The 25,444-nt window shown below is 67.7% G+C and carries 26 protein-coding genes and 1 pseudogene; 16 read left to right on the top strand and 11 right to left on the bottom strand.

The features are described from left to right. The first annotated feature begins 38 nt into the window (after window positions 1-38). The 3 genes from AC5Y4S_RS23310 to AC5Y4S_RS23300 all read left to right on the top strand — a co-directional run bounded on the left by AC5Y4S_RS23310 (window position 39) and on the right by AC5Y4S_RS23300 (window position 2,658). Window positions 39-1,058 (top strand): Dyp-type peroxidase, encoded by a 1,020-nt coding sequence (locus AC5Y4S_RS23310; RefSeq protein ID WP_500034958.1) that lies wholly within the window; start codon window positions 39-41, stop codon window positions 1,056-1,058. Further along, window positions 1,055-1,852: a family 1 encapsulin nanocompartment shell protein gene (locus AC5Y4S_RS23305; RefSeq protein WP_500034957.1), complete on the top strand. Its 798-nt coding sequence runs from the start codon at window positions 1,055-1,057 to the stop codon at window positions 1,850-1,852. The genes AC5Y4S_RS23310 and AC5Y4S_RS23305 overlap by 4 nt, the downstream gene beginning before the upstream one ends. Before the next feature lie 65 nt (window positions 1,853-1,917). After that, on the top strand, window positions 1,918-2,658 hold the full coding sequence (locus tag AC5Y4S_RS23300; RefSeq protein ID WP_500034956.1) for an SDR family NAD(P)-dependent oxidoreductase: 741 nt from the start codon (window positions 1,918-1,920) through the stop codon (window positions 2,656-2,658). Window positions 2,659-2,676: 18 nt separating this feature from the next. Here the strand turns inward: AC5Y4S_RS23300 and AC5Y4S_RS23295 are convergent, their stop codons facing one another. Next, window positions 2,677-4,377: an MOSC domain-containing protein gene (locus AC5Y4S_RS23295; RefSeq protein WP_500034955.1), complete on the bottom strand. Its 1,701-nt coding sequence runs from the start codon at window positions 4,375-4,377 to the stop codon at window positions 2,677-2,679. A 24-nt stretch (window positions 4,378-4,401) separates the two neighbouring features. Continuing rightward, entirely contained in the window at window positions 4,402-5,118 is a 717-nt protein-coding gene (locus AC5Y4S_RS23290) for an SDR family oxidoreductase (RefSeq protein ID WP_500034954.1), read from the bottom strand. Window positions 5,119-5,288: 170 nt separating this feature from the next. Here AC5Y4S_RS23290 and AC5Y4S_RS23285 point away from each other — a divergent pair, with 170 nt between their 5' ends. The 6 genes and pseudogenes from AC5Y4S_RS23285 to AC5Y4S_RS23260 all read left to right on the top strand — a co-directional run bounded on the left by AC5Y4S_RS23285 (window position 5,289) and on the right by AC5Y4S_RS23260 (window position 11,443). Further along, window positions 5,289-6,161, top strand: a complete 873-nt coding sequence (locus AC5Y4S_RS23285; protein WP_500034953.1) for an alpha/beta fold hydrolase — start codon at window positions 5,289-5,291, stop codon at window positions 6,159-6,161. A gap of 75 nt (window positions 6,162-6,236) precedes the next feature. Next, a pseudogene (locus AC5Y4S_RS23280) lies at window positions 6,237-7,576 on the top strand (TetR/AcrR family transcriptional regulator). Window positions 7,577-7,734: 158 nt separating this feature from the next. Next, window positions 7,735-8,781 (top strand): zinc-binding dehydrogenase, encoded by a 1,047-nt coding sequence (locus AC5Y4S_RS23275; RefSeq protein ID WP_500034952.1) that lies wholly within the window; start codon window positions 7,735-7,737, stop codon window positions 8,779-8,781. Window positions 8,782-8,821: 40 nt separating this feature from the next. Then, complete coding sequence (locus AC5Y4S_RS23270; protein ID WP_500034951.1) at window positions 8,822-9,514, top strand: haloacid dehalogenase type II; 693 nt, start codon at window positions 8,822-8,824, stop codon at window positions 9,512-9,514. 3 nt (window positions 9,515-9,517) lie between these two features. Further along, window positions 9,518-10,972 (top strand): dihydrolipoyl dehydrogenase family protein, encoded by a 1,455-nt coding sequence (locus AC5Y4S_RS23265; protein ID WP_500034950.1) that lies wholly within the window; start codon window positions 9,518-9,520, stop codon window positions 10,970-10,972. A 3-nt stretch (window positions 10,973-10,975) separates the two neighbouring features. Further along, complete coding sequence (locus AC5Y4S_RS23260; RefSeq protein WP_500034949.1) at window positions 10,976-11,443, top strand: cupin domain-containing protein; 468 nt, start codon at window positions 10,976-10,978, stop codon at window positions 11,441-11,443. On the opposite strand, the gene AC5Y4S_RS23255 is transcribed toward AC5Y4S_RS23260, so the two are convergent. Together AC5Y4S_RS23255 and AC5Y4S_RS23250 are read right to left on the bottom strand one after the other, a co-directional pair. Next, entirely contained in the window at window positions 11,437-11,835 is a 399-nt protein-coding gene (locus AC5Y4S_RS23255) for a VOC family protein (RefSeq protein WP_500034948.1), read from the bottom strand. The genes AC5Y4S_RS23260 and AC5Y4S_RS23255 overlap by 7 nt on opposite strands. Window positions 11,836-11,837: 2 nt before the next feature. Next, window positions 11,838-12,425, bottom strand: a complete 588-nt coding sequence (locus tag AC5Y4S_RS23250; RefSeq protein ID WP_500034947.1) for a TetR/AcrR family transcriptional regulator — start codon at window positions 12,423-12,425, stop codon at window positions 11,838-11,840. A gap of 57 nt (window positions 12,426-12,482) precedes the next feature. Here AC5Y4S_RS23250 and AC5Y4S_RS23245 point away from each other — a divergent pair, with 57 nt between their 5' ends. The 3 genes from AC5Y4S_RS23245 (at window position 12,483) to AC5Y4S_RS23235 (ending at window position 14,762) form a co-directional block, all read left to right on the top strand. Further along, the gene (locus AC5Y4S_RS23245) at window positions 12,483-12,884 is read left to right on the top strand and encodes a nitroreductase/quinone reductase family protein (protein WP_500034946.1); all 402 of its coding nucleotides are present in this window, start codon (window positions 12,483-12,485) and stop codon (window positions 12,882-12,884) included. 92 nt (window positions 12,885-12,976) lie between these two features. Then, a complete protein-coding gene (locus tag AC5Y4S_RS23240; protein ID WP_500034945.1) occupies window positions 12,977-14,182 on the top strand; it encodes a cytochrome P450 in 1,206 nt (401 codons plus the stop codon). 100 nt (window positions 14,183-14,282) lie between these two features. Further along, complete coding sequence (locus tag AC5Y4S_RS23235) at window positions 14,283-14,762, top strand: hypothetical protein (RefSeq protein WP_500034944.1); 480 nt, start codon at window positions 14,283-14,285, stop codon at window positions 14,760-14,762. Window positions 14,763-14,779: 17 nt separating this feature from the next. On the opposite strand, the gene AC5Y4S_RS23230 is transcribed toward AC5Y4S_RS23235, so the two are convergent. Then, window positions 14,780-15,859, bottom strand: coding sequence for an NAD-dependent epimerase/dehydratase family protein (locus AC5Y4S_RS23230; protein WP_500034943.1), 1,080 nt, complete (start codon window positions 15,857-15,859; stop codon window positions 14,780-14,782). A gap of 148 nt (window positions 15,860-16,007) precedes the next feature. Between AC5Y4S_RS23230 and AC5Y4S_RS23225 the strand changes: the two genes are divergently transcribed. Then, entirely contained in the window at window positions 16,008-16,817 is an 810-nt protein-coding gene (locus AC5Y4S_RS23225; RefSeq protein WP_500034942.1) for a lysophospholipid acyltransferase family protein, read from the top strand. Between the two features lie 24 nt (window positions 16,818-16,841). Beyond that, window positions 16,842-18,224, top strand: a complete 1,383-nt coding sequence (locus tag AC5Y4S_RS23220) for a WS/DGAT/MGAT family O-acyltransferase (protein ID WP_500034941.1) — start codon at window positions 16,842-16,844, stop codon at window positions 18,222-18,224. Here AC5Y4S_RS23220 and purQ read toward each other — a convergent pair. From purQ to AC5Y4S_RS23205, 3 genes are all read right to left on the bottom strand, one after another. Beyond that, window positions 18,221-18,895 (bottom strand): phosphoribosylformylglycinamidine synthase subunit PurQ, encoded by a 675-nt coding sequence (purQ, locus tag AC5Y4S_RS23215; RefSeq protein ID WP_500034940.1) that lies wholly within the window; start codon window positions 18,893-18,895, stop codon window positions 18,221-18,223. The genes AC5Y4S_RS23220 and purQ overlap by 4 nt on opposite strands. Beyond that, entirely contained in the window at window positions 18,892-19,131 is a 240-nt protein-coding gene (gene purS / locus AC5Y4S_RS23210) for a phosphoribosylformylglycinamidine synthase subunit PurS (RefSeq protein ID WP_068179350.1), read from the bottom strand. The genes purQ and purS overlap by 4 nt, the downstream gene beginning before the upstream one ends. A 64-nt stretch (window positions 19,132-19,195) precedes the next feature. Continuing rightward, window positions 19,196-19,927: an ATPase gene (locus tag AC5Y4S_RS23205; protein ID WP_500034939.1), complete on the bottom strand. Its 732-nt coding sequence runs from the start codon at window positions 19,925-19,927 to the stop codon at window positions 19,196-19,198. Here AC5Y4S_RS23205 and AC5Y4S_RS23200 point away from each other — a divergent pair. Further along, the gene (locus AC5Y4S_RS23200; protein ID WP_500034938.1) at window positions 19,904-20,542 is read left to right on the top strand and encodes an MBL fold metallo-hydrolase; all 639 of its coding nucleotides are present in this window, start codon (window positions 19,904-19,906) and stop codon (window positions 20,540-20,542) included. The two genes, AC5Y4S_RS23205 and AC5Y4S_RS23200, sit on opposite strands and share 24 nt — an antisense overlap. Window positions 20,543-20,619: 77 nt before the next feature. On the opposite strand, the gene AC5Y4S_RS23195 is transcribed toward AC5Y4S_RS23200, so the two are convergent. Both AC5Y4S_RS23195 and AC5Y4S_RS23190 read right to left on the bottom strand, forming a co-directional pair. Beyond that, on the bottom strand, window positions 20,620-22,287 hold the full coding sequence (locus AC5Y4S_RS23195) for an FAD-binding dehydrogenase (protein WP_500034937.1): 1,668 nt from the start codon (window positions 22,285-22,287) through the stop codon (window positions 20,620-20,622). Between the two features lie 48 nt (window positions 22,288-22,335). Then, window positions 22,336-23,040, bottom strand: coding sequence for a DUF2334 domain-containing protein (locus AC5Y4S_RS23190; RefSeq protein ID WP_500034936.1), 705 nt, complete (start codon window positions 23,038-23,040; stop codon window positions 22,336-22,338). A gap of 183 nt (window positions 23,041-23,223) precedes the next feature. On the opposite strand from AC5Y4S_RS23190, the gene AC5Y4S_RS23185 reads away from it, so the two are divergent. Beyond that, window positions 23,224-24,846 carry a DHA2 family efflux MFS transporter permease subunit gene (locus tag AC5Y4S_RS23185; protein WP_500034935.1) on the top strand — a complete coding sequence of 541 codons (1,623 nt, stop codon included), beginning with the start codon at window positions 23,224-23,226 and terminating at the stop codon, window positions 24,844-24,846. Here the strand turns inward: AC5Y4S_RS23185 and AC5Y4S_RS23180 are convergent. After that, window positions 24,843-25,406, bottom strand: a complete 564-nt coding sequence (locus AC5Y4S_RS23180; RefSeq protein ID WP_500034934.1) for a TetR/AcrR family transcriptional regulator — start codon at window positions 25,404-25,406, stop codon at window positions 24,843-24,845. The two genes, AC5Y4S_RS23185 and AC5Y4S_RS23180, sit on opposite strands and share 4 nt — an antisense overlap. Window positions 25,407-25,444: the final 38 nt, after the last annotated feature.

Here is a 25,444-nt window from a genome sequence, read left to right as displayed (position 1 = left end):
GCTGTCGGCCTCTGGATCGCCACGATAGGGTCGGCAGCGTGCCTCCGGTACAGCCCCAACCCATTCTCCAGCCGCTGACACCGGCTGCGATCTTCCTCGTGGTCACCATCGACGCCGGCGGCGAGGCGACGGTGCACGACGCGCTCCCCGGAATCTCCGGGCTGGTGCGCGCGATCGGTTTCCGTGAGCCGCCGAAGCGGTTGTCGGCGATCGCCTCGATTGGCTCCGACGCGTGGGATCGCCTGTTTTCCGGGCCGCGACCCGCCGAACTGCATCCGTTCATCGCGCTGAAGGGCCCGCGGCACACCGCCCCAGCCACACCGGGGGACCTGTTGTTCCACATTCGGGCCGAGAGCCTGGACGTCTGCTTCGAGTTAGCCGACCGCATCCTGCGATCCATGGCCGGCGCGGTAACCGTGGTCGACGAGGTGCACGGGTTCCGGTACTTCGACAACCGCGACCTGCTGGGCTTCGTCGACGGCACCGAAAACCCCGACGGCCCAATCGCCGTCAGCGCCACCGCGATCGGCGATGAGGATCCCGACTTCGCCGGCTCGTGTTACGTGCACGTGCAGAAGTACGTGCACGACATGTCGTCGTGGAATTCGCTGTCGGTCACCGAGCAAGAACTGGTAATCGGCCGGACCAAACTGGAAGACATCGAACTCGACGACGACGAAAAGCCCGACAACGCCCACATCGCCCTCAACGTCATCACCGACGACGACGGCACCGAGTTGAAGATCGTCCGGCACAACATGCCGTTCGGCGAGTTGGGGAAGGCCGAGTACGGCACCTACTTCATCGGGTACTCGCGGACCCCGGCGGTCACCGAGCGGATGCTGGAAAACATGTTCCTCGGCGACCCGCCGGGCAACACCGACCGCATCCTTGAGTTCTCCACCGCGGTCACCGGCGGACTGTTCTTCTCCCCCACCGTCGACTTTCTCGACGACCCACCGCCCCTCCCGGCACCCCTGGCCACGGCACGGCCAGCCGCTCCCCCCTCCAACGACGGTTCACTCGCGATCGGCAGCCTGAAAGGAACCTCTCGATGAACAACCTCTACCGCGACCTGGCACCCGTCACCGAAGTCGCCTGGGCGGAAATCGAATTGGAGGCCACCCGCACTTTCAAGCGCCATATCGCGGGGCGGCGCGTCGTCGACGTCAGCGAGCCCGGCGGACCGGTCACCGCGGCGGTCAGCACCGGCCGGCTCCTCGATGTCGACGCGCCCACCGACGGGGTCGTGGCGCACCTCCGAGAGAGCAAACCCCTTGTCCGCCTCCGTGTTCCGTTTACCCTGTCGCGCTATGAGGTCGACAACGTCGAGCGCGGCGCGAACGACTCCGACTGGGACCCGGTCAAAGAGGCGGCCAAGAAGCTGGCGTTCGTCGAGGACCGCGCCATCTTCGAGGGCTACGCGGCCGGGTCGATCGACGGCATCCGCACTTGCAGCTCCAACCCGACGTTGAAGTTGCCCGAGGATCCCCGCGACATGCCCGACGCCATTTCCCACGCGTTGACCGGGCTTCGGCTGGCCGGCGTCGACGGCCCGTATTCGGTGCTGCTGGCCGCCGATGTCTACACCAAGGTCAGCGAGACCACCGAACACGGCTATCCCATCCGCGAGCACCTGAACCGTCTGGTGGACGGGGACATCATCTGGGCGCCGGCCATCGACGGCGCCTTCGTGCTGACCACCCGCGGCGGCGATTTCGATTTGCAGCTGGGCACCGACGTCGCGATCGGCTACCTCAGCCACGACGCCGACACCGTGCAGCTGTATCTGCAGGAGACGCTGACGTTCTTGTGCTACACCGCCGAAGCGTCGGTCTGCCTGGCCCCGTAGGAATAAATCTCGCCGGGTCATCGCTTCGGGAGGAGCAACTGAACGTTTCCGAAGGCAGGGCTTTGATGAATGCAGCATTGGCTGGCTCGACCGCGCTGGTCACCGGTGCCACGTCTGGGATTGGCCGCGAAATTGCGCTTCAACTCGCGGATCGCGGTGCCGAGGTCGTGGTGCACGGTCGCAGCGCGGAACGTGGCGCAGAGGTAGTGCGGGAAATCGAAAATTCCGGCGGCAAAGCCCGTTTCATCGCCGCGGACCTCGGTCACGCCGACGACGTGCGACGGCTGGCCGCCGAAGTCGGACACGTGGACATCTTGATCAATAACGCCGGCATCTACAAATTCGGCGGAACCACCGACACCGATGACACAGTCTTCGACGAGCATGTGAACGTCAATATCCGCGCGCCGTTCATCCTGGTCCAGCAACTCGCACCGGTGATGGCTCAGCGTGGCGGCGGTGCGGTGGTCAACGTCAGTACCCTCGCCGCCTCGGTGGCGGCGCGCGGCGCGGGCATCTACGGTGCGAGCAAGGCCGCCCTCGAACAGCTGACGCGGGTGTGGGCCGACGAGTTCGGCAAGTCGGGAGTGCGGGTGAATGCCTTGGCCGCCGGTCCGACCGACACACCCGGCGCCAACGTGCTGCCGGGCTTGGTCGAGGGGTTAGGTGCAACCACGGCCTTAGGCCGACCGGCCGACGCTCGCGAAATCGCCAGCGCAGTCGTCTTCCTTGGCTCACCTGAAGCCAGCTACATCAATGGTGCTGTCCTGCACGCTACGGGCGGACAACTCGCGATCGCGCCTTAGCTCAGGTTTTTCGCGGCGCTATAGGTCCAAAACAAGGTCGCCGTCCGGCGCCGCCGAGCAGATCAGCACTTCACCCGCACCGGGCTCCTCCAACGGCGGCTGGACGTATGTCGTCGCCCCGGCGACGATGCCGGTGACACACACGTGGCACACCCCGCTTCGGCACGAAAAACGGGTCGGCACGTCGCACGCTTCGGCGAGGTCGAGGATGCTCGCATAATCGGGCGACCAGTTCACGGTCAGCCCGCTTCGCGAGAACGTGACCGGCGGTCCGGTGCCCGGGGTCCCGGCCGGCGGATGGGGCGGCCTGCGGTCACCCGTTTCGACGACGCCCGGGTTGATCGCTGGTAGTGCACCGAACAGTTCGCTGTGAATGCGGTTGGGGTCGAGTCCGAGGATGGTGAGGTGGTCGCGGATGTCGGCCATGAATTGCGTTGGGCCGCAGAGGTAAACGGTGGCCTCGGGCGGGAGGCCCAGGGCAGCGATCGAGTCTCGGTTAAGACGCCCCTGCGTCTCGGTGTAGAAGACCCGCTGCCGAGCGTGGGGCAAGGACTCAACGAGGGCCGCGACTTCGGCCGCGAACGCCTGGGTTTGGGGATTTCGGGTGGTGTGGACCCACCAGATGTCGCGGCCGCTGCCGGCGGCCGAGAGCGCGTGCAACATCGCCAGCACGGGCGTAACACCGATGCCCGCCGAAATGAGGACGACGGGATTGCCTTCCTCGATGAGATAGAAGTCACCGCGTGGCGCGGCCGCGTCTATCACCGCGCCCGGCTGGATGTGGGTGTGCAGCCAGGCGCTCACCAGGCCGTGTTCTTCGCGTTTGACGCTGATCCGGTAAACCCCCTCGGCGGGATCACCCGACAGCGAGTAGCTGCGCAGAGGCGCGGGCGTCCCCACCCCGGCGAGTCGCACCGGCAGGTACTGGCCGGGCAACGCAGGTGGCAACGGGGAACGGTCCTCGGACTCGAGGAGGATGGACAGCACCTCGGGGCTCTCCCTGCATATCCGGCCGACCCGCAACGGACGAAACCCGCCCCACGCCGGTTCGGCGCCGGCGTGTGTTTCGGTGCCGGCTGGTTCGGCCAGCATGTCACGGAAGGACTGTTGCCAGCCGGGGCTGAGCGCCGCGACGTCGACGACCTGTTGCAGTTGCTCATTGTTGCGGTTGGGCAGGTATAACAGCGCGTCGACGTCGGCGACGCTGAGCTCGTGACGGCCGCGCCGGGTCCGTACGATGTCGTCGCCCGCGCGCACGACGCCTTCGCTGATCACCCGGAAATAGAAGCCCGGGCGATGTTGGGAGACAAGCAAATTGGGCATCCTGGGTTCGTTGAGGCGCATGCCGACCCGGAAGCACGTGACGCGCGGCTGGGTGACCTCGAATTCCGCCTCGCCGATGCGATAGCGATCACCGATGCAGACCTCGTCGTCGGGGAGCCCGCTGACCGTGAAATTCTCGCCGAAGTGACCCGCTTCCAGGTCGTCACGACCGAGGTAGGTCCTCCAAAAGTCATACGACTCAACCTGATAGACCATGACCGCGCGTTGTTCGCCGCCATGGCCGCCGAGGTCGCCCTGACCGTCGCCGTCGATGTTGAGGCGGCGCACCATGACGGGCCCGTCGACCGGGGTCTTCCATATCCCGGTGTAGACGGTTTGGTCACGCCATTGGACATTCTTGGGCATGCCCACGTTTACCGAAACAAGCCTGCCCACGATGCCACCTCGAAGTGCCGCGACCTAGACCAGCGGTTCACCGCCGTCCACCTTCAACGTCATACCAGTCATGAACGTGTTAGTCATCGCGAACAGTACCGCCCCCGCGATGTCCTGCGGGGTTCCGATGCGCCGCGCCGGGTTGCCGTCGGCAATGTGCTTGAAGTAATCCCGCTTGCCGTCCTCACCCATAGCGTCCCAGGCCCCGGTGTCGATCACTCCCGGCGAAATCGCGTTGACCCTTACAGGAGCAAGTTCGACGGCGAGCCAGCGGGCAAGGAAGTCAACGGCGCCATTGGTGATACCGACGCCCAGATAGCCGACGTTGTGCTTGAACGCGTGCACCCCCGAGAACAGCACCAACGAGCCACCCGGTTTCATCTGTGGCGCAAAATATTTGGCCAGCATCGTAGGGCCTATGACCTTGGTGTCGAACGAGAGCCGCAGCTGCTGACGGTCGAGGTCACCCAGCTTTCCACGGGCGCGCGCCGACGCGGTCGACACCACGTGATCCACCGCTCCCGTTCGGCCGGCGAGGGCGGCGATCGACTCGTCGTCGGTGAGGTCGACAAACTCCGCGGCGATGTCGCCGTCGGCGTAGGCGGTCTCCAGTTTGGCCGTGTCTCGTCCGGCCACGACGACCCGAGCGCCCTCCGACTGCGCGAGCAACGCGACAGCTCGCGCAATCCCGCTGCCGCGCCCCACCACCACGACCGTCTTGCCCCCCAACGCGTTACCCATCGTGCCCTGCTCCTCCGGTACTTATAATGGGATAGCTGGCCCAGAATATGGCGACGCGGTGCTGACGGCAACCCGTCCTGCCACCCCGAGACTATTGCGCGCCGCCGATTTTGCTGCATACTGGGTTGTACGTCCCATAATTAGGCCCTCGGTCGGGTTGGAGGAACGTCGTGCCGGTTGTTCACCATCGCTACTCCACCGTTGACGGTCACCGGCTGTTTTTCCGCGAGGCCGGCAACGCGGGTGCTCCCGTTCTGGTTCTGTTGCACGGCTTTCCCACCAGCTCCTACATGTTCCGCAACCTGATCCCGGCGCTGGCCGACCGCTACCACGTGATCGCGCCCGACCACCTGGGCTTCGGCCTCTCCGACGCGCCCTCCGTGGCCGAGTTCGACTACACATTCGACGCGCTCACCGACCTGACCGCGGGCCTGCTTCGCACGCTCGGCATCGACCGATACGCCATCTACGTGCAGGACTACGGGGCCCCGATCGGCTGGCGCCTGGCCCTGCGCGATCCTTCCGCCATCACCGCGATCATCACCCAGAACGGCAACGGCTACGACGCGGGGTTCGTCGAGAGCTTCTGGAAAGTGGTGTGGGCCTACCAAACTGAGCCCACGCCTGACACCGAGGCCCCGGTGCGCCAGTTCCTCACGCTGGACGCCACCCGGTGGCAGTACGTCACCGGTGTCGCCGACGAAACGCTCGTCGACCCGGAATCCTGGCACCACGACTACGCGCTGATCTCTCGTCCCGGCAACGATGAGGTGCAGCTGAAGCTGCTGCGCGACTACGCCACCAATGCGCCGCTCTACCCGCGGCTGCACGAGTACTTCCGCGCGACCCGGGTGCCGCTGCTGGCGGCGTGGGGCCGAGGTGACCAGATCTTCGGCCCGGCCGGCGCGGACGCCTTCGCCGACGACCTGCCCGACGCCGAGATCCACCTGCTCGACGGCGGGCACTTCCTGCTCGAGTCCGCACTCGACGAAGCCACCGAGCTCATCCGCAACTTCCTCGCGAAGGTCCTCGTGACCGCCTGACGGGCCGGCGGGCGCCACGGCATCAATGGGTTGAATGTCCCATAGTCCGCGGTGCCCGCGGGTTAGCCTGACGCGATGGCCCATCCCGATGTTCACGTCGAACAACGGTTGACCGCCAAGGGGCGCGCCACCCGCGACAGGATTGTGGAGGCGGCCGCCCACCTCATCGTCACCGAGGGCCTGTCCGCGGCAAGCATGGAGAACGTGCGCGGGGCGGCATCCGTCAGCGGGTCCCAGCTCGCCCACTATTTTGCCGACAAAGGCGCATTGATCCGTGCGGTCATCAAGCGCCAGATCGGCGTGGTTTTGGACTTTCACCGGCAACCCAAGCTTGGCGGCCTGCGGTCGTTTGACGACTTCGAGCGGTGGATCGACCTCAACATGCGCTACCTGCGGCGCATCGGATATTTCGGCACGCCCACCTACCACGCCCTCGCCGCGCAGCTGGCGAAGTCGGACGATGCGACGCGGGCGACGCTGGGTGAGGGCTATCGGCAGTGGATCGAGCTCCTCGAGGAATCGATCCGGCACATGAAGGACGACGGCCTCCTAGTCGCGGATGCGGACCCTCGATGCATAGCACTGGTCATCGTCAGCGCTCATCAGGGCGGCGGCACCCTGGCCTTCACCTATCGGGCCGAGTGGCCGCACGCCGACGCGGTCCGTTTCGCGGTGAACTATCTGCGCAGGTTCGCCACCGATGCCGCGGATCGGGTACCGCGGCCCGCCCGCCGTGCCCGGGGTCGACGCAGGACGACAGCGACGTGAGTGACGACAGTGCATCGCGGTTGACCCGCAAGGGAATTGCGACCCGGGCGCGGATCGTCGACGCCGCCGCGCGGCTGATGTTCGAGCGCGGCGTCGCCAACACCAGCATCGAACAAGTGCGTCGCCGCGCCGGGGTGGGCGGGTCGCAGATCTCGCACTACTTCGGCGACAAGCGCGACCTGACCCGTCACGTCATCGCCGCGCGGCGGGACGACGTGCGGGCCTTTCACGCTCGACCGTCGTTGGGTGCGCTCGACAGTTTCGATGCCCTGCAGGCGTGGGCCGACGCCGTCGCGGCCGACATCGACACCGTTTACCGGGTCGGCGGTTGCGTCTACGGCTCGTTGGCCGGTGAGCTGATCGACGCCGACGACGAAATACACGACGACCTGTCCGCCGGCTACGACCTGTGGATCGGACTGTTTCAGGCCGGGCTCACGGCGATGCGGGACCGCGGCGAGCTGCGCCCCGACGCCGATCCGCGGCACCTCGCTACGTCACTGGTCGTGGCACACCAGGGTGGTGCGACGGTGACCCATGCAACCGGCGATCCGGAGCCGATGCGCGCCGCCGTCTTTGCCGCTGTCGACTATGTGCGTTCCTTCGCGCCGCCGCCCCGCAAGACACGCCGCAAAACCAAATCCTGACCGGACTATCGCAGACCCCCTCTGGACAGATTGGGTCTGATAACCCATAATATTGGGCTAGATAGCCCATTCACCATGGCTGCGGGCGGGATGATCGCTTCGGTTCGGCGCCGTATAGCCATATCCAAAGGGCGCCAACATATTAGGAAGAGGCAGCAATGTCAGTCATCTCTTCACCCCAGCTGCCCACCGCGCCCGCCGTGGTTCGAGAACAGCCCGGCGGCGCCACTATGCGGGCGATCATCCTGACGGGATTCGGCGGCCTCGACAGGCTCGTCTACACCGACATCCCCAAGCCGTTGCCCCGAGACGGCGAAGTGGTAATCGAGGTCAAGGGATTCGGAATCAACCACGCCGAGATCCACATGCGCCGGGGGGAATGGGCGGAAGCCGCGGAGGTCAGCGGCATCGAATGCGTGGGCATCGTCGACTCGTGCCCGGGAGGCGAGTTCCCGGTCGGCGCCAAGGTGGCGGCCCTGATGGGCGGCTTGGGACGGACGATCAACGGCAGCTATGCCGAGTTCACCCGCGTCCGCGCGGCGAACGTCGTCCTCATCGAGTCCGACCTACCGTGGTCAGCGCTGGCCGCGCTCCCGGAAACCTACGCGACCGCTTGGACATGCCTGTTCCGTAACCTCGAATTGACCGCAGGACAAACGCTGGTGATTCGCGGTGCGACGTCGGCGTTGGGGCAGGCGGCACTGAAAATGGCGGTGGCCACCGGTGCGAATGTCATTGCCACGGCACGCAGCCGCGATCGTTTTCCCTTGCTCGAGAACATCGGAGCCGTCCGCGTCGAGTTGGAGCGCACCGACCTTGCCGCCCACATCGCCGAAGCCAAGAATATCGACGCCGTCCTCGATTTCGTCGGCAACAGCACCATCCTGGACTCGCTCGACATGCTGCGCCGCGGCGGTTCGGCCTGTCTGGCCGGGTGGCTCGGCGGACTTGCGCCCATCGGTGATTTCAACCCGCTCGCGCGGATGGCCAGCGGCGTGAACTTCACCTTCTTCGCCAGCCCCGTCTTTGGCAATCCCGGCTTCCCGGTGTCGGACGTGCCGCTGAGTGACATCGCACGGCAGGTGGCGGAGGGCAAACTGGATGCAACGCCGGCACGCGTCTTTTCGTTCGACCAGATTCACGAGGCACACCGAGTGGCGGAGTCCGGAGAAGCTGGCGGCAAGGTGGTCGTCGTGATGGACTGAGGCCGGAGATTCACACACCGAGGGATGCCAAAGGTTAGCCATGCCGACTACCACGCCGTCCGTGCTCGTTTTCGACGTGAACGAGACGCTCATCGATATCCATTCGCTGGCACCGCTTTTCGCTGAGAAGTTCGGCGACGAGCGGGTGCTGCGCGAGTGGTTCGCGCAGCTGATCATGTACTCGATGACCGTCACGCTGGCGGATAGTTACGTGAATTTCCCAACGCTCGCCCAGGGCGTGCTGCGCATGCTCGGCGACGCCTACGGCGTAGCCGTCACCGACGACGACCTGCAGCGCCTCAAGACCGGCCTGCTGACGATGCCGGCGCACCCGGACGTGGCCCAGGGGCTCACCGCCCTGCGCGACAACGGATTCCGCCTGGTCACCCTGACCAACTCGCCGCCCAACCCGGACGGGCCGACGGCGCTGCAGCATTCGGGGCTCGCCGAGTACTTCGAGCACCAGTTGAGCGTCGATGCCTGCCGCGCCTTCAAGCCCGCTCCGGCGGTGTACCGGCACGCGTGCGAGACGCTCGGGGTGGCACCCGCCGATTGCATGATGGTGGCCGCGCACGCGTGGGACACCCTGGGCGCCCAACGCGTCGGCTACAGCTCCGCTCTCATCACCCGGCCGGGCAATCCACCGCTGGCGGTCGACGGGTTGCCGCAGCCGGACCTCGTGGTGAGCGACATCCGCGAGCTCGCCGAGCGACTCATCGAGGGGAGGCGTTGACAGATGGGAGCAGATGTCGAACGGGGCTACGACGTCATCGTGCTCGGTGCCGGGCCGATCGGTCAGAACGCCGCGGAACGTGCGCGGGCGGCGGGTCTCAGCGTCGCTGTGGTTGAGCGCGAGCTCGTCGGAGGCGAATGTTCGTATTGGGCCTGCGTGCCCAGTAAAGCGTTGCTGCGCCCGGTGATTGCCGTCGCGGACGCCCGACGGGTCGACGGCGCCCGCGAGGCGCTCAAGGGTTCGATCAGCAGCGCGGGGGTCTTCGGCCGCCGCAACCGCTACGTCAGCGACTGGGACGACAGTGGCCAGGCCGACTGGGTGGCTGGAATCGGCGCCACGCTGATACGCGGGCATGGACGGTTGGACGGCCCGCGACGGGTCGCCGTCAGTACGCCCGCCGGCGAGCAGCCGGTGCTGACCGCGCGGCACGCGGTCGTGGTCTGCACCGGCAGCCGGCCGGCGTTGCCCGACCTGCCCGGCATCGCCGAGGCCAGACCATGGACCAACCGGCAGGCCACCGACAGCAGCTATGTCCCGGAGCGGCTCGCCGTCGTCGGCGCCGGCGGCGTCGGCGTCGAAATGGCCACCGCCTGGCAAGGATTGGGCGCACAGGTGACCCTCCTCGCTCGCGGTTCTGGCCTGTTGCCCCGCATGGAGCCCTTCGTGGGCGAGCTCATCGGCCGCGGACTCGCCGCAGCCGGCGTGGATGTCCGCTTGGGGACATCGGTCCGAGCGCTGCGCCGGCCCGATGGCGGTCGTGTCGTCCTCCAATTGGACGACGGATCCGAATTGGAAGTCGACGAGGTGCTTTTCGCGACCGGCCGGGCGCCGCTCACCGACGACATCGGCCTGGACACGGTGGGGCTGACGCCGGGCAGCTGGCTCGACGTCGACGACACCTGCCGGGTGCGGGCCATCGAGGACGGCTGGCTCTACGCGGCGGGCGACGTCAACCACCGCGCCCTGCTGACCCATCAAGGCAAATACCAGGGACGCATCGCGGGCGCGGCCATCGGCGCCCTGGCGGCGGGAAGGCCGCTGGATACCGCGCCATGGGGCGTGCACGCGACCACCGCCGACCATTACGCGGTGCCGCAGGCCTTCTTCACCGACCCGGAAGCCGCCGCCGTCGGCCTGACCGCCCGGCAGGCCCAGGAAGCCGGACACCGCGCGCGGACAGTCGACGTGGAAATCGGTGACGCCGTGATGGGGGCCAAGCTCTACGCCGACGGCTACACCGGTCGAGCCCGGATGGTGGTCGATGCGGATCGCGGCCACCTGCTCGGCGTCACGCTGGTCGGACCCGGGGTCACCGAGATGCTGCACTCCGCGACCATCGCCGTCGCGGGCCAAGTTCCCATCGACCGGTTGTGGCACGCCGTTCCGTGCTTCCCGACGATCAGCGAAGTGTGGCTGAGGCTGCTCGAGGCCTACCGGGACGCCGCGGACAATAATTGACCCATGGCAACTGCAGACGGATTTCACCCTGACTTCGACGACGCGGCCCCGGTGGTTGCCCGCAACCGCGTGCACCACGTCAAGGCCTCGGACATCAGTTCCGACACCGCACAATCGGAGGGCCTGCGCCGGTTCGCCGCCCTGTCCGGCAAGTCGGTGGGCGCCGAGAAGCTGTGGATGGGTGAGACGCACGCGTCACCGGCGACCGCCTCGTCGAACCACCATCACGGCGAATCGGAGACCGCGATCTACGTCCGAAGCGGCAACCCGGAGTTCGTCTTTCACGACGGCGTCCACGAGGTGCGCATCGCCACCGCGCCTGGCGATTACGTCTTCATCCCGCCGTATCTGCCGCACCGGGAGGAAAACCCCGACCCCGACTCCCCCGCTGAGGTTGTGATCGCGCGCAGCACCCAAGAGGCCATCGTCGTCAATCTGCCAGAGCTGTATCCGCTGATCGAGGATCAGTAGACCGCGATTTCGACGAGGTTCCCGTCGACGTCGCGGCAGTAGTGCGAGGTCATCGGTCCCAACGCGCCGGTCTTGGTCACCGGCCCGGAGACGATGTCGACCCCGCAGGCGGCGAGGTGGGCGCGAACATCGTCCGGCGTCGCCTGCGTGACGAAGCACAAGTCCGCAGAGCCGGCCGCTTCGACGGTACCGGTCGCCCAGCCGGGATCGTCGGCCAGCGCCCCGACCGGTCGAAGGTTGATCTTCTGGTTCCCGAACGACAAGGCGGTTCGCTGCGACGGCCCGAACGTCTCTCGCCTCATGCCCAGCACCCGCTCATACCAAGCCGCGGTGGCCTCAATGTCGTTGCAGTTCAACACGATATGGTCGATGCGTTCCACCGCGAAGCCCACCCTCAAGCCTCCTCATTCGTGCGCAGCTGCGTCGCGAGGGCGGCCGCCAGCTGGTCGGCGGCGCTCTCGTCGAGCGCCTCGTGAGCGAAAATCATTCTGTACCAGAGTAATCCAAACGCCTGATCGATAACGGTCGCCGGCGGTTCGGCGGCGGGGATCTGGCCGCGGGCTCGCGCGCGGGCGAGGATTCCAGCCAACTCGTCCCGCCTCGCCGCGGTGAATGCCGCGAGCCGATCCATGGTGGCGTCGTCGGCAAGCGCCTCCCGCAGCACCCCGAGGAGCAGGCTCCGGCTATCGGGCGCGGCGGTGAAGGTGGCGCGCAGAAACAGGCGTAGGTCGGAGTGCAGGTCGCCGCTGTCCGGTGCCGGCGCGACCTGCCGCGCCCGGTGGATCATCGCATCGAGCAGCACCGCGCTCTTCGAAGGCCACCAGCGATAGATGGTCTGCTTGCCGACGCCCGCCCGCTCGGCGATGGCGTCGACACTGATCGGCCCACCGCCGTCGGCGAGCAACTCGGCCGCCGCCTGCAGGATCGCCCGCTCCGCCGCGTCGTTACGTCGGTTACCGGTGTGCGGCCGTCGGGGCGTCACAGCCTGAAGGCTAGCGCTCCCATTGCCGAGACCGCTAGTCTCGACAATGCTTGCGGCATGACCACCTCAGCCCGCGAACGCAAACGTCGCCGCACCGGCTTCTTCCATCGACGCATCGCCAACCCCATCACCCGGCGGCTGCCCACCCAGGTGCTGCTAGAGACCACCGGCCGCAACAGCGGGCGACCCCGGCGAACGCCGATCGGCGGGCGACTCGACGGCGCCACGTTCTGGCTGGTGTCCGACCACGGCGAGGCGTCCGACTATGTGCGAAACATCAAGGCGAACAACCGGGTTCGGATTCGCATTCGGGGCCGCTGGCGCGCGGGGACCGCCTCGCCGCTGCCCGACGACGACCCACACGCCCGCCTGGCAACGCTGCCGCGATTCAACAGCGCGATGGTGCGCGCGTTGGGCACCGACCTGCTGACCGTGCGTGTCGACCTGGAGGGAAAGTAGCAGGCGCCTTGACCCGGGCCGCGCGGCGATGCTAAGCAGGTGCTCAGCATCGGGGTTAGCGACTGCCCACGCTACGGGGACGAGGAGGAGACATGACGGCCACCGAGCTGGTCTTCGACCCGTTCTCGGAAGAGTTTTTCCGCGACCCATATCCGACCTATCGGCGGATGCGCGAAGAGGCGCCGGTCTACTACAACGCGGAGCACGACTTCTACGCGCTCACCCGCCACCAGGACGTCGCGGCCGCGTTCAAGGACCACGAGACGTATTCCTCGGCCCGCGGGATCGACCTCGCCATGGTCAAGAACGACAACCTCCCCGCGGAGGCCAAGTCGATGATCTTCATGGACCCCCCTGAGCATCGGCGGATGCGCAGCCTGGTCAACAAGGTCTTCACGCCGCGCGCGATCACCGCGTTGCAGGACAGCGTGACCGAGTTGATCGACTACCACCTGTCGCGGGTCGATCCCGAGCAATTCGATGTGGTAGCCGACTTCTCGGCGTTGTTTCCCGTCGAAGTGATCAGCACGGTCCTCGGAGTGCCCGCCGAGCACCGTCAGCAAATCCGGCATTGGGTCGACGCGTCGCTGCACCGCGAACCCGGCCAGATAGAGATGAACGAAAGCAACTGGGAGGCGGTCACTTCGGCGGGCGCGTTCTACTACAACCTGATACAGGAACGACGCAAGCAACCGCAGGACGACATGATCAGCGCCCTGATCGCCGCCGAGGTCGAGCGCGACGAAGGGGGAACCACCCGCCTTGATGACATCGAAATCACCGGATTTGCAACGCTTTTAGGTGGCGCGGGCGCGGAGACCGTCACCAAGCTGGTCGGCAACGCGATCGTGCAGTTCGCGCGCAACCCCGACCAATGGCAAAAGCTGCTCGACGACCGCTCGAAGGTGCCCGCGGCGATCGAGGAGGTGCTGCGCTACGAGGCACCCGCGCAGTACAACGTCCGCTGTTCGCTGAAAGACGTTCAGCTGCACGGCGTCACGATCCCCGCCGGCAAGCCGGTATTCCTGTTGGGGGGCGCGGCGAACCGCGATCCCGAGGCCTTCACCGACGCGGACAAATTCGACATCGACCGCGATCGCTCGGAGGCGCAGAACCTCGGGTTCGGATACGGTGTGCACAGTTGCCTGGGGGCCGCCCTGGCCCGGATGGAAAGCGCGATCGCCCTGGGCAAGCTGCTGGACCTGATGCCCCGCTACGAGGTGATCTGGGACGGCTGCAAACGGGTGACGATGCAAAACGTCGCGGGCTGGTCCAACGTCCCGGTGCGGGTGCTGTGATGACCCGAGGTCCCGCGCTCAGCTAATTCTCAACAATTTCTTCGCTCCCGGCTAGCTCGGCTCAAAGGATCCCCCAAGCCGGCGGCCTCAGTATCGACTCATGTCGAGTGAGCCGTTCTGCGCAGACCTGGTCGAGCGCTACCTGTGCACGCGCGGCAGCCGCTACTTCCGGGGCCGACACGACGGCGAGTTTTTCTATGTCGCCAACACCCGCCCGCGCCGGCTCCACGTCCACCTCGAGGTCTGCCCGACGCAGGGCGACGTGCTGATCGTACGGGTAACCCCCGCGTGCTTCTTCCCCGCCACCGACCGGCCGTGGTTGACGCACTTCGCCGACACGTGGAACGCGCAGGACCGGCAAGTTGTCGCTGTGGTGCACGGCTCGTCCGACCCGCAGCGCATCGGCGTGGTGGCGCGCAGGTCGCAGTGGATCCGGAAGGGCGTCTCGTTCGAGGACTTCGCTTCCTTCGTTGACGCTGCCATCGCCGACGCGATCGACCTGTTCGGCCAGCTAGAACCCACAGTCGTTCCGGGCGAAGTGCCTTCGACGGCACACCGGTTGGTGCGCGACGCCGGTTGAGGGGTCCGACGCGCGGACTAGGTCATGGCGGGCCCCGGCGTATCGGGCCGGGGCTCGCCGAACTCGGCCCTGATCGCGCCCCACGGGTCGGCGTAAATCCCCGGCCAATCCCGGTAGGCCGCACGCCTTTTGAGGAATTGACGCACGAGCGGTGAGATCACCCGTGCGGGTTTGCGCCGCCAGCCGGCGGCCGCGCGCATCTCGGCCAGCATGTCCGGCCAGGGATGGCGCTGGAATTGCAGCGCCTGCTGAGCGCGGGTGGTGTCCATCCAGTCGGTGACGTACCAGTTCTCGTCGCTGTCGGGATCTCCCGGCCTGCCGCCGGGCAGGACGTCGACCAGGCCGCGGGCGGCGGCCAATGCCTTGCCGACGTCTCCCTGGCGGAGCAGGTGTGACTCGTCGCCGCCGACCAGCAGGATTTCGCCGAGGACATCGGCGGTGGTCGCGGCGGCGAACGCGAGCGCTGCGTCGCGGACATCGATCGTGTGGAGACGCCCGTCGGTCGGCAGCGCGCTCTCCAAAAAGGGCGCGTCCATGTTGAGCGGCAGAGCGCCCAGGTCCACGCTCAGGACTCCGGCCAGCCGAAGGATCGCCCAGTCCAGGCCGGAACCCCGTACGTGGCCTTCGACCTCCGCCTTGTGCGCGCCGTATAGATCGACCGGCCGCAGCGGGGTGTCGCCGCGCAACAGCTCGGGGCGCCGGTGCGGGTTGCGCGCGCCGTGCACGGCATTGCTCGACGCCTGGATGAAGCGCACCCGACGCGGGCTCGACTGCGCGGCACGCAGCAGCGCCACGGTCGCGTCCACGTTGACGCGGCGGGCCAGGTCGGCGTAGCGATAGATCGACGGCGGAATGACCGCGGCAAGATGAATTATCACCGTCGGCGAGGTATCGGCGACGAGGCGATCGACCTGGTTCGGGTCGGTCAGGTCCGCCCAGTGCGCCTCCGCTCCCGCGGGCAGCGACCTCGCGGCCTTGCGCTGGTCGCGGGTGCCGAGATCGGTGGCGACGACGCGATGGCCGTCAGCAACCAGCCGGCGCACGGTCTGCGAACCAACCAGCCCGAAACCCCCGGTGACAAGAACCTTTTCGGACATCTCCCCCCGATGCGCGACTTGTTATCAGCAAACGGATATGCCATTCTCTAAAATGGAGAGTAGCATATGCCATGCTGGTGCTGAGGTTTGAGACCGGCATCACACCGGCTATCACTAGCAAATGGCAGAAACACGACGGCGGGGAGCGATGAAGGTTGTTGGGGCAGCGGACAATCCTGAAACCGCCAAGTGGGATCCGGCCTTCACCGAACAGGTCTCCAAGGCCCTCGGGCCGGTCATCAAGCGGTGGTATCGCGCCGAGGTGCGAAACATCGACAACATCCCGTCGACCGGCGGGGCGCTCGTGGTGTCCAATCACTCCGGCGGCATGTTCACTCCCGACGTGCTGATCTTCTCGCCGGCCTTCTACGAGAGGTTCGGCTACGACCGCCCCGTCTACACCCTCGGCCATTACGGGCTGTTCATGGGTCCGCTGGACGGATGGCTCCGCCGCCTCGGGGTCATCGAGGCGAGCCGCGAAAACGCCGCTGCCGCTTTGCATTCGGGTGCGGTGGTGCTGGTATTCCCCGGCGGCGACTACGACTCCTACCGGTCCACCTTCAGCGCGAACACCATCGACTTCGACGGTCGCACCGGCTACGTCAGGACGGCGATCGAAGCCGGGGTGCCGATCGTGCCCACCGTGTCCATCGGTGCCCAGGAGACGCAGCTGTTCCTGACCCGCGGCAACTGGCTGGCGCGCACGCTGCGACTGTCCAAGGCCCGGATCAACATCTTGCCGGTCAGCTTCGGTTTCCCGTTCGGCCTGAGCGTGATCTTCCCGCCCAACCTGCCGCTGCCGGCCAAGATCGTCACAGAGGTGCTCGAGCCGATCGACATCGCCGCCCGCTTCGGCGACGATCCCGACGTCGACGAGGTCGACGCGCATGTGCGAGCCGTGATGGAGGCCGCGCTCAAGCGCCTGGCCCGCGAGCGCCGGTTCCCCATCCTGGGCTGACGCGTTGGCGGGGCGAGGTGGCGCGTGAAGAGGCTCAACGGCATGGACGCCATGCTGCTGTACAGCGAGACGCCGAACCTGCACACGCACACGCTGAAAGTCGCCGTCCTCGACCCGTCCAGCTGCGACGCTGACTTCGGTTTCGAGGCGTTCCGGCGCCACGTGCGCCGCCGGCTGCATCTGCTAGAACCGTTGCGCTACAAGCTCGTCGACATCCCGTGGAAACTGCATCACCCGATGTGGCAGGAGAACTGCGAAGTCGATTTGGACTACCACCTACGGCGGGTGCGGGTACCCGCGCCAGGCGGCCGCCGAGAGCTCGACGGCGTCATCGGCGAGGTGGCCTCCACGCCGCTGGATCGCGGCCGCCCACTGTGGGAATTCCACTTCGCCGAGGGCCTGACGGGTGGCCGATTCGCGCTGATCGGCAAGATCCACCACGCGCTGGCCGACGGCGTCGCGTCGGTCAACCTGCTGGCGCGTGCGATGGACATCGAGGACGGGCCGACAGACGAGCGCGACGACGAACCCTGCGTCACCCCGTCGACGTCCGACCTGCTGCGCGCCGCCGCGCGCGACCACGCCCGGCAAGCCGCCAAGCTGCCGGGCCTGGTCAAAGACGCGGCCGTGGGGTTGGCGCGGGTCCGCCGCCGGTCCCGCGAGCGCGGGAATCACCCCGACCTGGCCGACGCGTTCGACGCGCCGCCGACCTTCCTCAACCACGTGGTATCACCGCGGCGGCGGTTCGCCAGCGCGACGCTGCCGCTGCCCGACGTCAAGGCGACCGCCAGGGCGCTGGGCATCACGATGACCGACATGGTGCTGGCGACGGCGGCCGGAGCGCTTCGGAAGCTGTTGTTGGCCTACGACGGCACGGCCGCCCGGCCGATCATCGCGTCCGTGCCGACCGCCACCGACAGGTCGAACCGGGTGACCGGCAACGAGATCAGTGGCCTGTCCATTTCGCTGCCCGTTCACATCGCCGACGCGGCCGAACGGGCGCGGCTGGTGGCGCTGGCGACCCGAATCGCGAAGGAAGACCACGAAATTCTCGGCCCCCGACTCTACGAGCGGACGATGGCCTACCTACCGACCGCGCTGGCCCCGGCCGCGTTCCGCTGGCTGGCCCAGCGGGAGGCGCCGAACAAGATGATGAACGTCGCGGTGTCCAGCGTCGTGGGCCCGCGAGAGCGTGGCCACTTCGGGGGCGCGACGGTCAGCGAAATCTACTCGACCGGCGTGCTGTCGCCGGGCGCCCCGGTCAACATCACCGTGTGGAGCTACGTCGACCAGCTCGGCATCGCAGTGCTCACCGACGACCGGACGTTCGACGACCCACACGAAGCGACCGACGCGCTCACCGCGGCCTTCTGCGAATTACGCTGTGCCGCAGGAATTTCCGCCTAAGCGGCGAGCACCGCGTCCAGCGCCGAATAGAACAGGCCCAGTCCGTCGTCGGAGGGCCCGGTCAGCGCCTCGATGGCGTGCTCGGGATGCGGCATCAGCCCGACGACGCGACCGTTGGCGGAGCTGATGCCGGCGATGTCACGCTGCGAGCCGTTGGGATTGTCGTGGTAACGGAAAACCACCCGGCCCTCGCCCTCCAGCTCGTCGAGCACGTTCGCGGGGGCGACGTAGCGGCCCTCGCCCGACTTCAGCGGCACCAGCAGGTCTGCGTCGGGCTCGAAACGCGACGTCCACGCCGTCGAGGTCGACGCCACCCGCAGCCACACGTCGCGGCACACGAAGTGCAAGCCCGCGTTGCGAGTCAGCGCCCCGGGCAGCAGCCCGGCCTCGCAGATCACCTGAAAACCGTTGCAGATCCCCAACACCGGCATCCCGCGTCCGGCGGCCTCGACCACTTCGGCCATCACCGGCGCGAATCTGGCGATCGCGCCGGCGCGCAGGTAGTCGCCGTAGGAAAAGCCGCCGGGGACCACCACGGCGTCGACCCCCTTCAGGTCGGCGTCGGCGTGCCATAGAGCGACCGCCTCGGCGCCGACGCGCCGCGCCGCCCGGGCGGCGTCCACGTCGTCGAGCGTCCCGGGGAAAGTGATGACTCCGATCCGCGCCGTCACTGCGTCTCCCGGCTGATCGTCCAGTCCTCGATCACGGTGTTCGCCAACAGCGACTCGGCGATCTCGGCGAGCTCCGCATCCCCGATCGTGTCGTCGACCTCCAGCTCAAATCTCTTGCCCTGCCGGACATCCGAGATCCCCGGGTGGCCGAGCCGACCCAGTGCGCCGACAATTGCCTGACCCTGCGGGTCCAGAATCTCCGCTTTGGGCATCACATGAACGACCACCCGGCTCACCGGCGCTCCTCCTCAGGGTTCATCTCGGCACCCAACTCTACCGGCGCGCGGTGCAAGCGGGCGGTCACGGGCACGAGGCGATATAGGCGTCGCACAGGGGCGCGACCATGGAGTTCAGCACGGAGTCGTCCGCCATCGCCGGCCAGGACACCTGCGGCGGCCCCTGCGACCACAGCGTGAGCTCGCTGACCGTGCTGCTCGCGACGTGGGCCACCAGGTAGGTGTGCATGATCACCGGGCCGCTGACCACCGCGGCCATCCGGTTCGGCTCGTCGCTGGTGATCGACGGCGACTGCGCCGGGACGCGTTGCTGGCAGCCGCGCAGGGCGGCGACGGCGGTGCTGAACACCCCGGCCGCGATGGAGCCGCCGCGGGCGGTGTCGCCGCGCCAATGCAGGATTTCGGCCTGCAACTGCCACTGTCCGTCCGGGTGGGTGACCGTCACGCGGGCCGCGACCGCCGAGGCGCGGGCGTCCTGCGACGCCTCCGGCGAGGCACACAGGTCCTCGAAGCGAAACCTCGCCGTCCCGGTGCCCGTCAACGGAACCGACGAACCGGCGAGCGCCGGCCAGTGGTACACCGAATCCAGCGGCACCGCGCGCTGCTGGATCCAGGCGCTGTTCGGGATCTGGTCGCACACCGTCGGGCAGGTCTCCGGGTCCGCATGGGCGGGTACCACCACGATCAGAGCCACCGCGAAGCCGCCGACAGCCAGCATCGCCGCCAGGATCAGCCGCATCGGCACCACCCCCGTCAGGGCACAATCGTAGATATGCAACTTACGCACTTCGGCCATTCCTGCCTACTTGCCGAGTTCGACAACACGCGTGTGCTTTTTGATCCCGGTTCCTTCGCGCACGGCTTCGAGGGAATCACCGGACTGTCCGCCATCCTGATCACCCACCAGCACCCCGACCACGTCGACGTCAGCCGGCTGCCCGCGCTGCTCGAGGGAAACCCCGACGCGGAGCTCTACGCCGATCCGCAAACCACCGAGCAGCTGGGCACACCCTGCCGGGTGGTGCACGTCGGCGACGAGCTGCAGATCGGCGAGCTGACCGTCCGCGCCGTCGGCGGCCGGCACGCCGTGATCCACCCGGAAATCCCTGTGATAGAGAACATTTCGTTTCTCATCGGCGACGGCGGCCACGCGGCGCGACTGATGCACCCCGGCGACGCGCTGTTTGTGCCCGACGAGCCGGTGGACGTGCTGGCCGCTCCGGCGGCGGCCCCTTGGATGAAGATCGCCGAGGCCGTCGACTACCTGCGCGCGGTGGCGCCGGCGCGGGCGGTGCCGATCCACCAGGGGATCATCGCCCCCGACGCGCGGGGGATTTACTACGGTCGGCTCACCGAGATGACCACCACCGACTTCCAGGTCCTGCCCGAAGAAAGCGCGGTCACCTTCTAATTCGGCCGAGCGTCGCGCTGGCGCGGCGTTCGGGCTCCAGCGTCACGCCAGCGCGGCGTTCGGCGAGCGGAAATCGGCTAGGTGATGTCGTCGGCGGCGCCGCGGCCGGCGGCGCGCCCGGAGAAAATGCAGCCGCCCAGAAACGTGCCCTCCAGCGCCCGGTAGCCGTGCACGCCGCCGCCGCCGAAGCCAGCCACCTCCCCGGCCGCGTACAGACCGGTCAGCGGGGTGCCGCCGGCCGTCAGAACCCGCCCGGCCAGGTCGGTCTCGATGCCGCCCAACGTCTTTCGGGTCAGGATGTGCAGCTTGACGGCGATCAGCGGCCCGGCCTTCGGGTCGGTCAGCCGGTGCGGCGCCACCACCCGGCCCAGCCGGTCGCCCAGGTAGCCGCGCGCGGCGCGGATCGCGGTGATCTGGCCGTCCTTGCTGAACCGGTTGGCCACCTCGCGGTCCCGGGCGGTCACCTCGGCCTCCACCGTGGCGTAGTCCAGGGGCTCCACATCGGGCAGCTTGTTCATCGCCCTCACCAGCTCGCGAAGCGAGTCCGCGCTGACGAAGTCCGCGCCCCGGTCGATGAAGGCCTGCACCGGTGCCGGCGGACCGGAGCTCGCCCGATTGCGCACCAGCTCGCGCACGCTCTGACCGGTCAGGTCGGGGTTCTGCTCCTGACCGGAGAGCGCGAACTCCTTCTCAATGATCTTGGCGTTCAACACAAACCAGGTGTAGTCATGGCCGGACTTGGTGATGTGCTCCAGCGTGCCGAGGGTGTCGAAGCCGGGATACAGGGGCACCGGCAACCGCTTGCCGGACGCGTCCAGCCACAACGACGACGGGCCCGGGATGATGCGGATGCCGTGCAGCGGCCAGATCGGGTCGTAGTTGGTGATGCCCTCGGTGTAATGCCACATCCGGTCGGGGTTGATGACCCGCGCGCCGGCCCCCTGGGCGATGCCGATCATCCTGCCGTCGACGTGGGCGGGCACCCCGCTGAGCAACTGCTCGGGCACGCGGCCCATCCGCGTCGGCCAGTTCTTGCGCACCAGCTCGTGATTGCCGCCGATGCCACCGCTGGTGACGATCACCGCAGAAGCCCGGAACTCGAACTCCCCCACCGCGGTTCGCGACGACGCCACGCCGCGCGCCTCAGCCGAGGGCTGCAGCACGGTGCCGCGGACGCCGGTCACCGCGTCACGCTCCACGATGAGCTCGTCGACCCGATGGCGGTGCGCGAACCGCACCGACGAGCGATCCCGCAACTGGCGCGCGAAGATCTCGACCAGCGCCGGCCCGGTGCCCCAGGTGATGTGAAAGCGGGGAACCGAATTGCCGTGTCCCTGCGCGCCGTAACCGCCGCGCTCGGCCCAGCCCACCAACGGAAAAATCTTGAGGCCCCGGGCGCGCAGCCAACTGCGTTTCTCCCCAGCCGCGAAATCAACATAGGCGTGCGCCCATTGGCGCGGCCAATAGTCCTCGGGCCGGTCGAACGCCGCTGTGCCCAGCCAATCTTGAAGGGCCAACTCGTGACTGTCGCGGATGCCCAGCCGGCGCTGCTCCGGGCTGTCGACGAAAAAGAGGCCGCCGAACGACCAGAAGGCCTGCCCGCCCAGATTGGCGCTGTTCTCCTGGTCGAGGATCAGCACTCGCAGGCCGCGCTCGACCAACTCGCAGGCGGCCACCAGACCCGAAAGACCGGCACCGACGATGATCGCGTCAGCGGCGAACCCCGCGACCGAAGAATCGCTCATGTGGCAACAGGGTAATGCCCGCGGCCGGCGGGCCAGTCAGACGCTCGGTCAGGCGGCGTCGAGGACGGCGCTGTGGGGCCGCCACTGGTAGACGGTCGGGGTGCAGCCGTGCATCGACGCCAGGTCGACGGCGTCCAGCATCGCCTGCAGCGGCCCGGGCTTGCGCAGTTGGTGCGCGGCGACGGCGACCCGCACGATGCCGCCGCGGCGCGCGATGCGTTCGGCGGACAGCACGACCATGCGGCACCACCACGGCTCGGTCAGGAAACCCTCGCCGATGCCCAGCACGCGGGTGCGGACCGTGCTGTGCCGGACCAGGTCGGTGATCCCGTGCAGATCTGCGAGCAGCCGAAAGCCGTTCTGCGGCAACGCCTTGACCACACCGGGGGACACCACCCAGCCCGGTGCCGCGAAGAGGCGGGTGCGCAGCCCGAGGTGCTCGAGCACCCGGTCGGCGCCCATCAATCGCAGGTTGGCCTCGTGCGCGCGCAGCACCGCGAATTCGCCGCGGCGCTTCTTGGTTGCGGGGTCGTCGTAGCCGTGCAGCACGATGGCGTCGCCGCCGGCCCGACGGGCGGTCAGCCACTCCACGGTGCGCGGGTCGCGGTCGAGCCGGTAGTCGCCCTTGAGCCGGGGAGCAACCAACAACGAGACCGGGACCTTGCGGGCATCCATTTGTGCGCAGAACGCCTCGACGTCGCCCAGGGTCCGCTCACCGATCCCGGACACCGAGACGATCAATTTTCCAGACACACCTGCAGTTTGACGATTCCAGGTGTCGGGATGGTGAAGGACACGCAGACGGCAGGCGTATATCGGCCCAGGCGGAAATTCGGCCGGGCAAGCCCGCAAGCAGCGAATCTGCGCGCCCCCGGGCGCCCGAACGGCCCGCAACAGCAAACGCGTCCCAGCGTCGGCGGGAGCAATCGATTCGATATGCTAAGCAACGCCATGGATAAGGCCCGTTCAGCAGCGGCCGACACCTCGCCGCCCACCGCTCCGCCTCAGCATCCGGGCGCCCATGTCTACCCCGACAAGCTGGACGCCAGGCTGTTACGGGTCTCCGGGGTGTGCCTGCTGGCCACCGTGATGGCAATCCTGGACGTCACCGTCGTCGCCGTCGCCCAACGCACTTTCATCGACCAATTCGGCTCGTCGCAGGCCATCGTCGCCTGGACGATGACCGGCTACACGCTGGCACTGGCGACCGTGATCCCGTTGACGGGCTGGGCCGCCGACCGGTTCGGCACCAAACGGCTTTTCATGGGATCGGTGGTGGCGTTCGCGCTGGGCTCGTTGCTGTGCGCGGTCGCGTCAACGATCCTGCAGCTCATCGTGTTTCGAGTGGTGCAGGGGATCGGCGGCGGCATGCTGATGCCGCTGGGATTCGTGATCATGACCCGGGAAGCCGGCCCCGGCCGCCTCGGCCGCCTGATGTCGATCCTGAGCATCCCCATGCTGCTCGCCCCGATCGGTGGGCCGATCCTGGGCGGCTGGCTCATCGACACCTCCAGCTGGAGGTGGATCTTCTTGATCAACCTGCCGATCGGGCTCTTGACGCTGGTTCTGGCGGGACTGGTGTTCCCCAGGGATCACCCCACACGCTCGGAGACGTTCGACGTCGTCGGCGGGCTGCTGCTGTCGCCCGGCCTGGCGACGTTCCTGTTCGCGGTGTCCTCCGTCCCGCGCTGCGGGACGGTTGCCGATCGCCGCGTCCTGATACCGGCGGCCGTCGGCCTGCTGTTGATCGCCGCGTTCGTCCTCCACGCGCGACGCCGCACCGACCACCCGCTGATCGACCTGCGGTTGTTCCAGAACAAGGTGATCAGCCAGGCCAACGTGACGATGGTGCTGTTCGCCATCGCGTTTTTCGGGGCGGGCCTGCTGCTCCCGAGCTACTTCCAGCAGGTGTTGCACCAGACACCGATGCAGGCCGGCGTGCACATGATCCCGCAGGGGCTGGGCGCAATGCTCACCATGCGGCTGACCGGGCCGCTGGTGGACAGGCAGGGCCCGGGCAAGATCGTGCTGATCGGCATCGCGCTGATCACCGCCGGCCTGGGCGCCTTCGCTTTCGGCGTGGCCCGGCAGGCGGCGTACCTGCCCACGCTGTTGGTTGCCCTGGCGGTCATGGGGCTGGGCATGGGTTGCACGATGATGCCGCTCTCGGTCGCGTCGGTGCAGGCACTCTCGCCGCACCAGATCGCCCGCGGCACAACGCTGATGAGCGTCAGCCATCAGGTCGGCGGCTCGATGGGAACCGCGCTGATGTCGATGATCATCACCAACCAGTTCAACCGCAGCGAGAATATCGCCGCGGCAAACAAACTCGCCGCCCTCCAACAGAAAGCCGCCGCCACCGGGACACCGGTCGACCCGTCGGCCATCCCACCGAAGGCGCTCGCCCCCGGCTTTGCCGACAGTGTCTTGCACGACCTTTCCCACGCGTACACAACGGTATTCGTGATCGCGGTCGTGCTGGTGAGTCTGACCGTCATCCCGGCGATGTTCCTGCCGAAGCAGCCCGCGATCGTAACGGCGGGCGAGGACCTCGACTAACCCTCGAACAGCATGGTGGCGATCCGCAGCACGGTGTCCATCGGATCGGCCTGTTTGACGGCATCGTTGACCGCGTCGTTGAGCCACAGCGTCGAAAACCCGTGCACCAGTGACCAGGCCGCCAGCTGAGCGCTGGCGGGATCGGCCCGCGCATTGGGATCCCGCAACGTCGCGACGCCGCGGGATAGCTCGGCCCCGGCGGCGGCCTCGGCGGCGGCCAGTTCGGCGTCCGCGGCGTCCAGGAGCGACCGGTTGAACATCACCTGATAGTGGCCGGGGTGCTCGAGGGCGAACCGCACGTAGGCCAGGGCGGCGTCGGTGAAGCGGCCCCGCGCGCGGGTCAGCGTCTCGGCCAACAGCCGGAAGCCCTCGGTGGCCAGCGCGGTGAACAACCCGCGCCGATCGGTGAAGTGGTGGGCAGGAGCGGCATGCGACACGCCCGCGCCGCGGGCCAGCTCGCGCAACGAGATCCCGTCGGCGCCGCGCTCGGCCACCTGGCGCGCGGCCTCGGCGAGGATCACCGCGCGCAGGTCGCCGTGGTGGTAGTTGGGACGGGCCATCAGGCCAGCATACCGACCAAACTTGACAGTGACTAGAT

The organism is Mycobacterium sp. NGS64 (assembly GCF_059812245.1).
This window is presented reverse-complemented; position numbering and strand designations above follow the sequence as displayed.

Coding starts and splice junctions, on each gene's coding strand:
- AC5Y4S_RS23205 (WP_500034939.1), bottom strand. CDS start 19,927: ATGGCCGAAGTGCGTAAGTTGCATATCTACGATTGTGCCCTGACGGGG.
- AC5Y4S_RS23200 (WP_500034938.1), top strand. CDS start 19,904: ATGCAACTTACGCACTTCGGCCATTCCTGCCTACTTGCCGAGTTCGAC.
- AC5Y4S_RS23180 (WP_500034934.1), bottom strand. CDS start 25,406: ATGGCCCGTCCCAACTACCACCACGGCGACCTGCGCGCGGTGATCCTC.
- AC5Y4S_RS23230 (WP_500034943.1), bottom strand. CDS start 15,859: ATGTCCGAAAAGGTTCTTGTCACCGGGGGTTTCGGGCTGGTTGGTTCG.
- AC5Y4S_RS23195 (WP_500034937.1), bottom strand. CDS start 22,287: ATGAGCGATTCTTCGGTCGCGGGGTTCGCCGCTGACGCGATCATCGTC.
- AC5Y4S_RS23305 (WP_500034957.1), top strand. CDS start 1,055: ATGAACAACCTCTACCGCGACCTGGCACCCGTCACCGAAGTCGCCTGG.
- AC5Y4S_RS23240 (WP_500034945.1), top strand. CDS start 12,977: ATGACGGCCACCGAGCTGGTCTTCGACCCGTTCTCGGAAGAGTTTTTC.
- AC5Y4S_RS23185 (WP_500034935.1), top strand. CDS start 23,224: ATGCTAAGCAACGCCATGGATAAGGCCCGTTCAGCAGCGGCCGACACC.
- AC5Y4S_RS23260 (WP_500034949.1), top strand. CDS start 10,976: ATGGCAACTGCAGACGGATTTCACCCTGACTTCGACGACGCGGCCCCG.
- AC5Y4S_RS23225 (WP_500034942.1), top strand. CDS start 16,008: ATGAAGGTTGTTGGGGCAGCGGACAATCCTGAAACCGCCAAGTGGGAT.
- AC5Y4S_RS23265 (WP_500034950.1), top strand. CDS start 9,518: ATGGGAGCAGATGTCGAACGGGGCTACGACGTCATCGTGCTCGGTGCC.
- AC5Y4S_RS23300 (WP_500034956.1), top strand. CDS start 1,918: ATGAATGCAGCATTGGCTGGCTCGACCGCGCTGGTCACCGGTGCCACG.
- AC5Y4S_RS23270 (WP_500034951.1), top strand. CDS start 8,822: ATGCCGACTACCACGCCGTCCGTGCTCGTTTTCGACGTGAACGAGACG.
- AC5Y4S_RS23235 (WP_500034944.1), top strand. CDS start 14,283: ATGTCGAGTGAGCCGTTCTGCGCAGACCTGGTCGAGCGCTACCTGTGC.
- AC5Y4S_RS23275 (WP_500034952.1), top strand. CDS start 7,735: ATGTCAGTCATCTCTTCACCCCAGCTGCCCACCGCGCCCGCCGTGGTT.
- AC5Y4S_RS23290 (WP_500034954.1), bottom strand. CDS start 5,118: ATGGGTAACGCGTTGGGGGGCAAGACGGTCGTGGTGGTGGGGCGCGGC.
- AC5Y4S_RS23245 (WP_500034946.1), top strand. CDS start 12,483: ATGACCACCTCAGCCCGCGAACGCAAACGTCGCCGCACCGGCTTCTTC.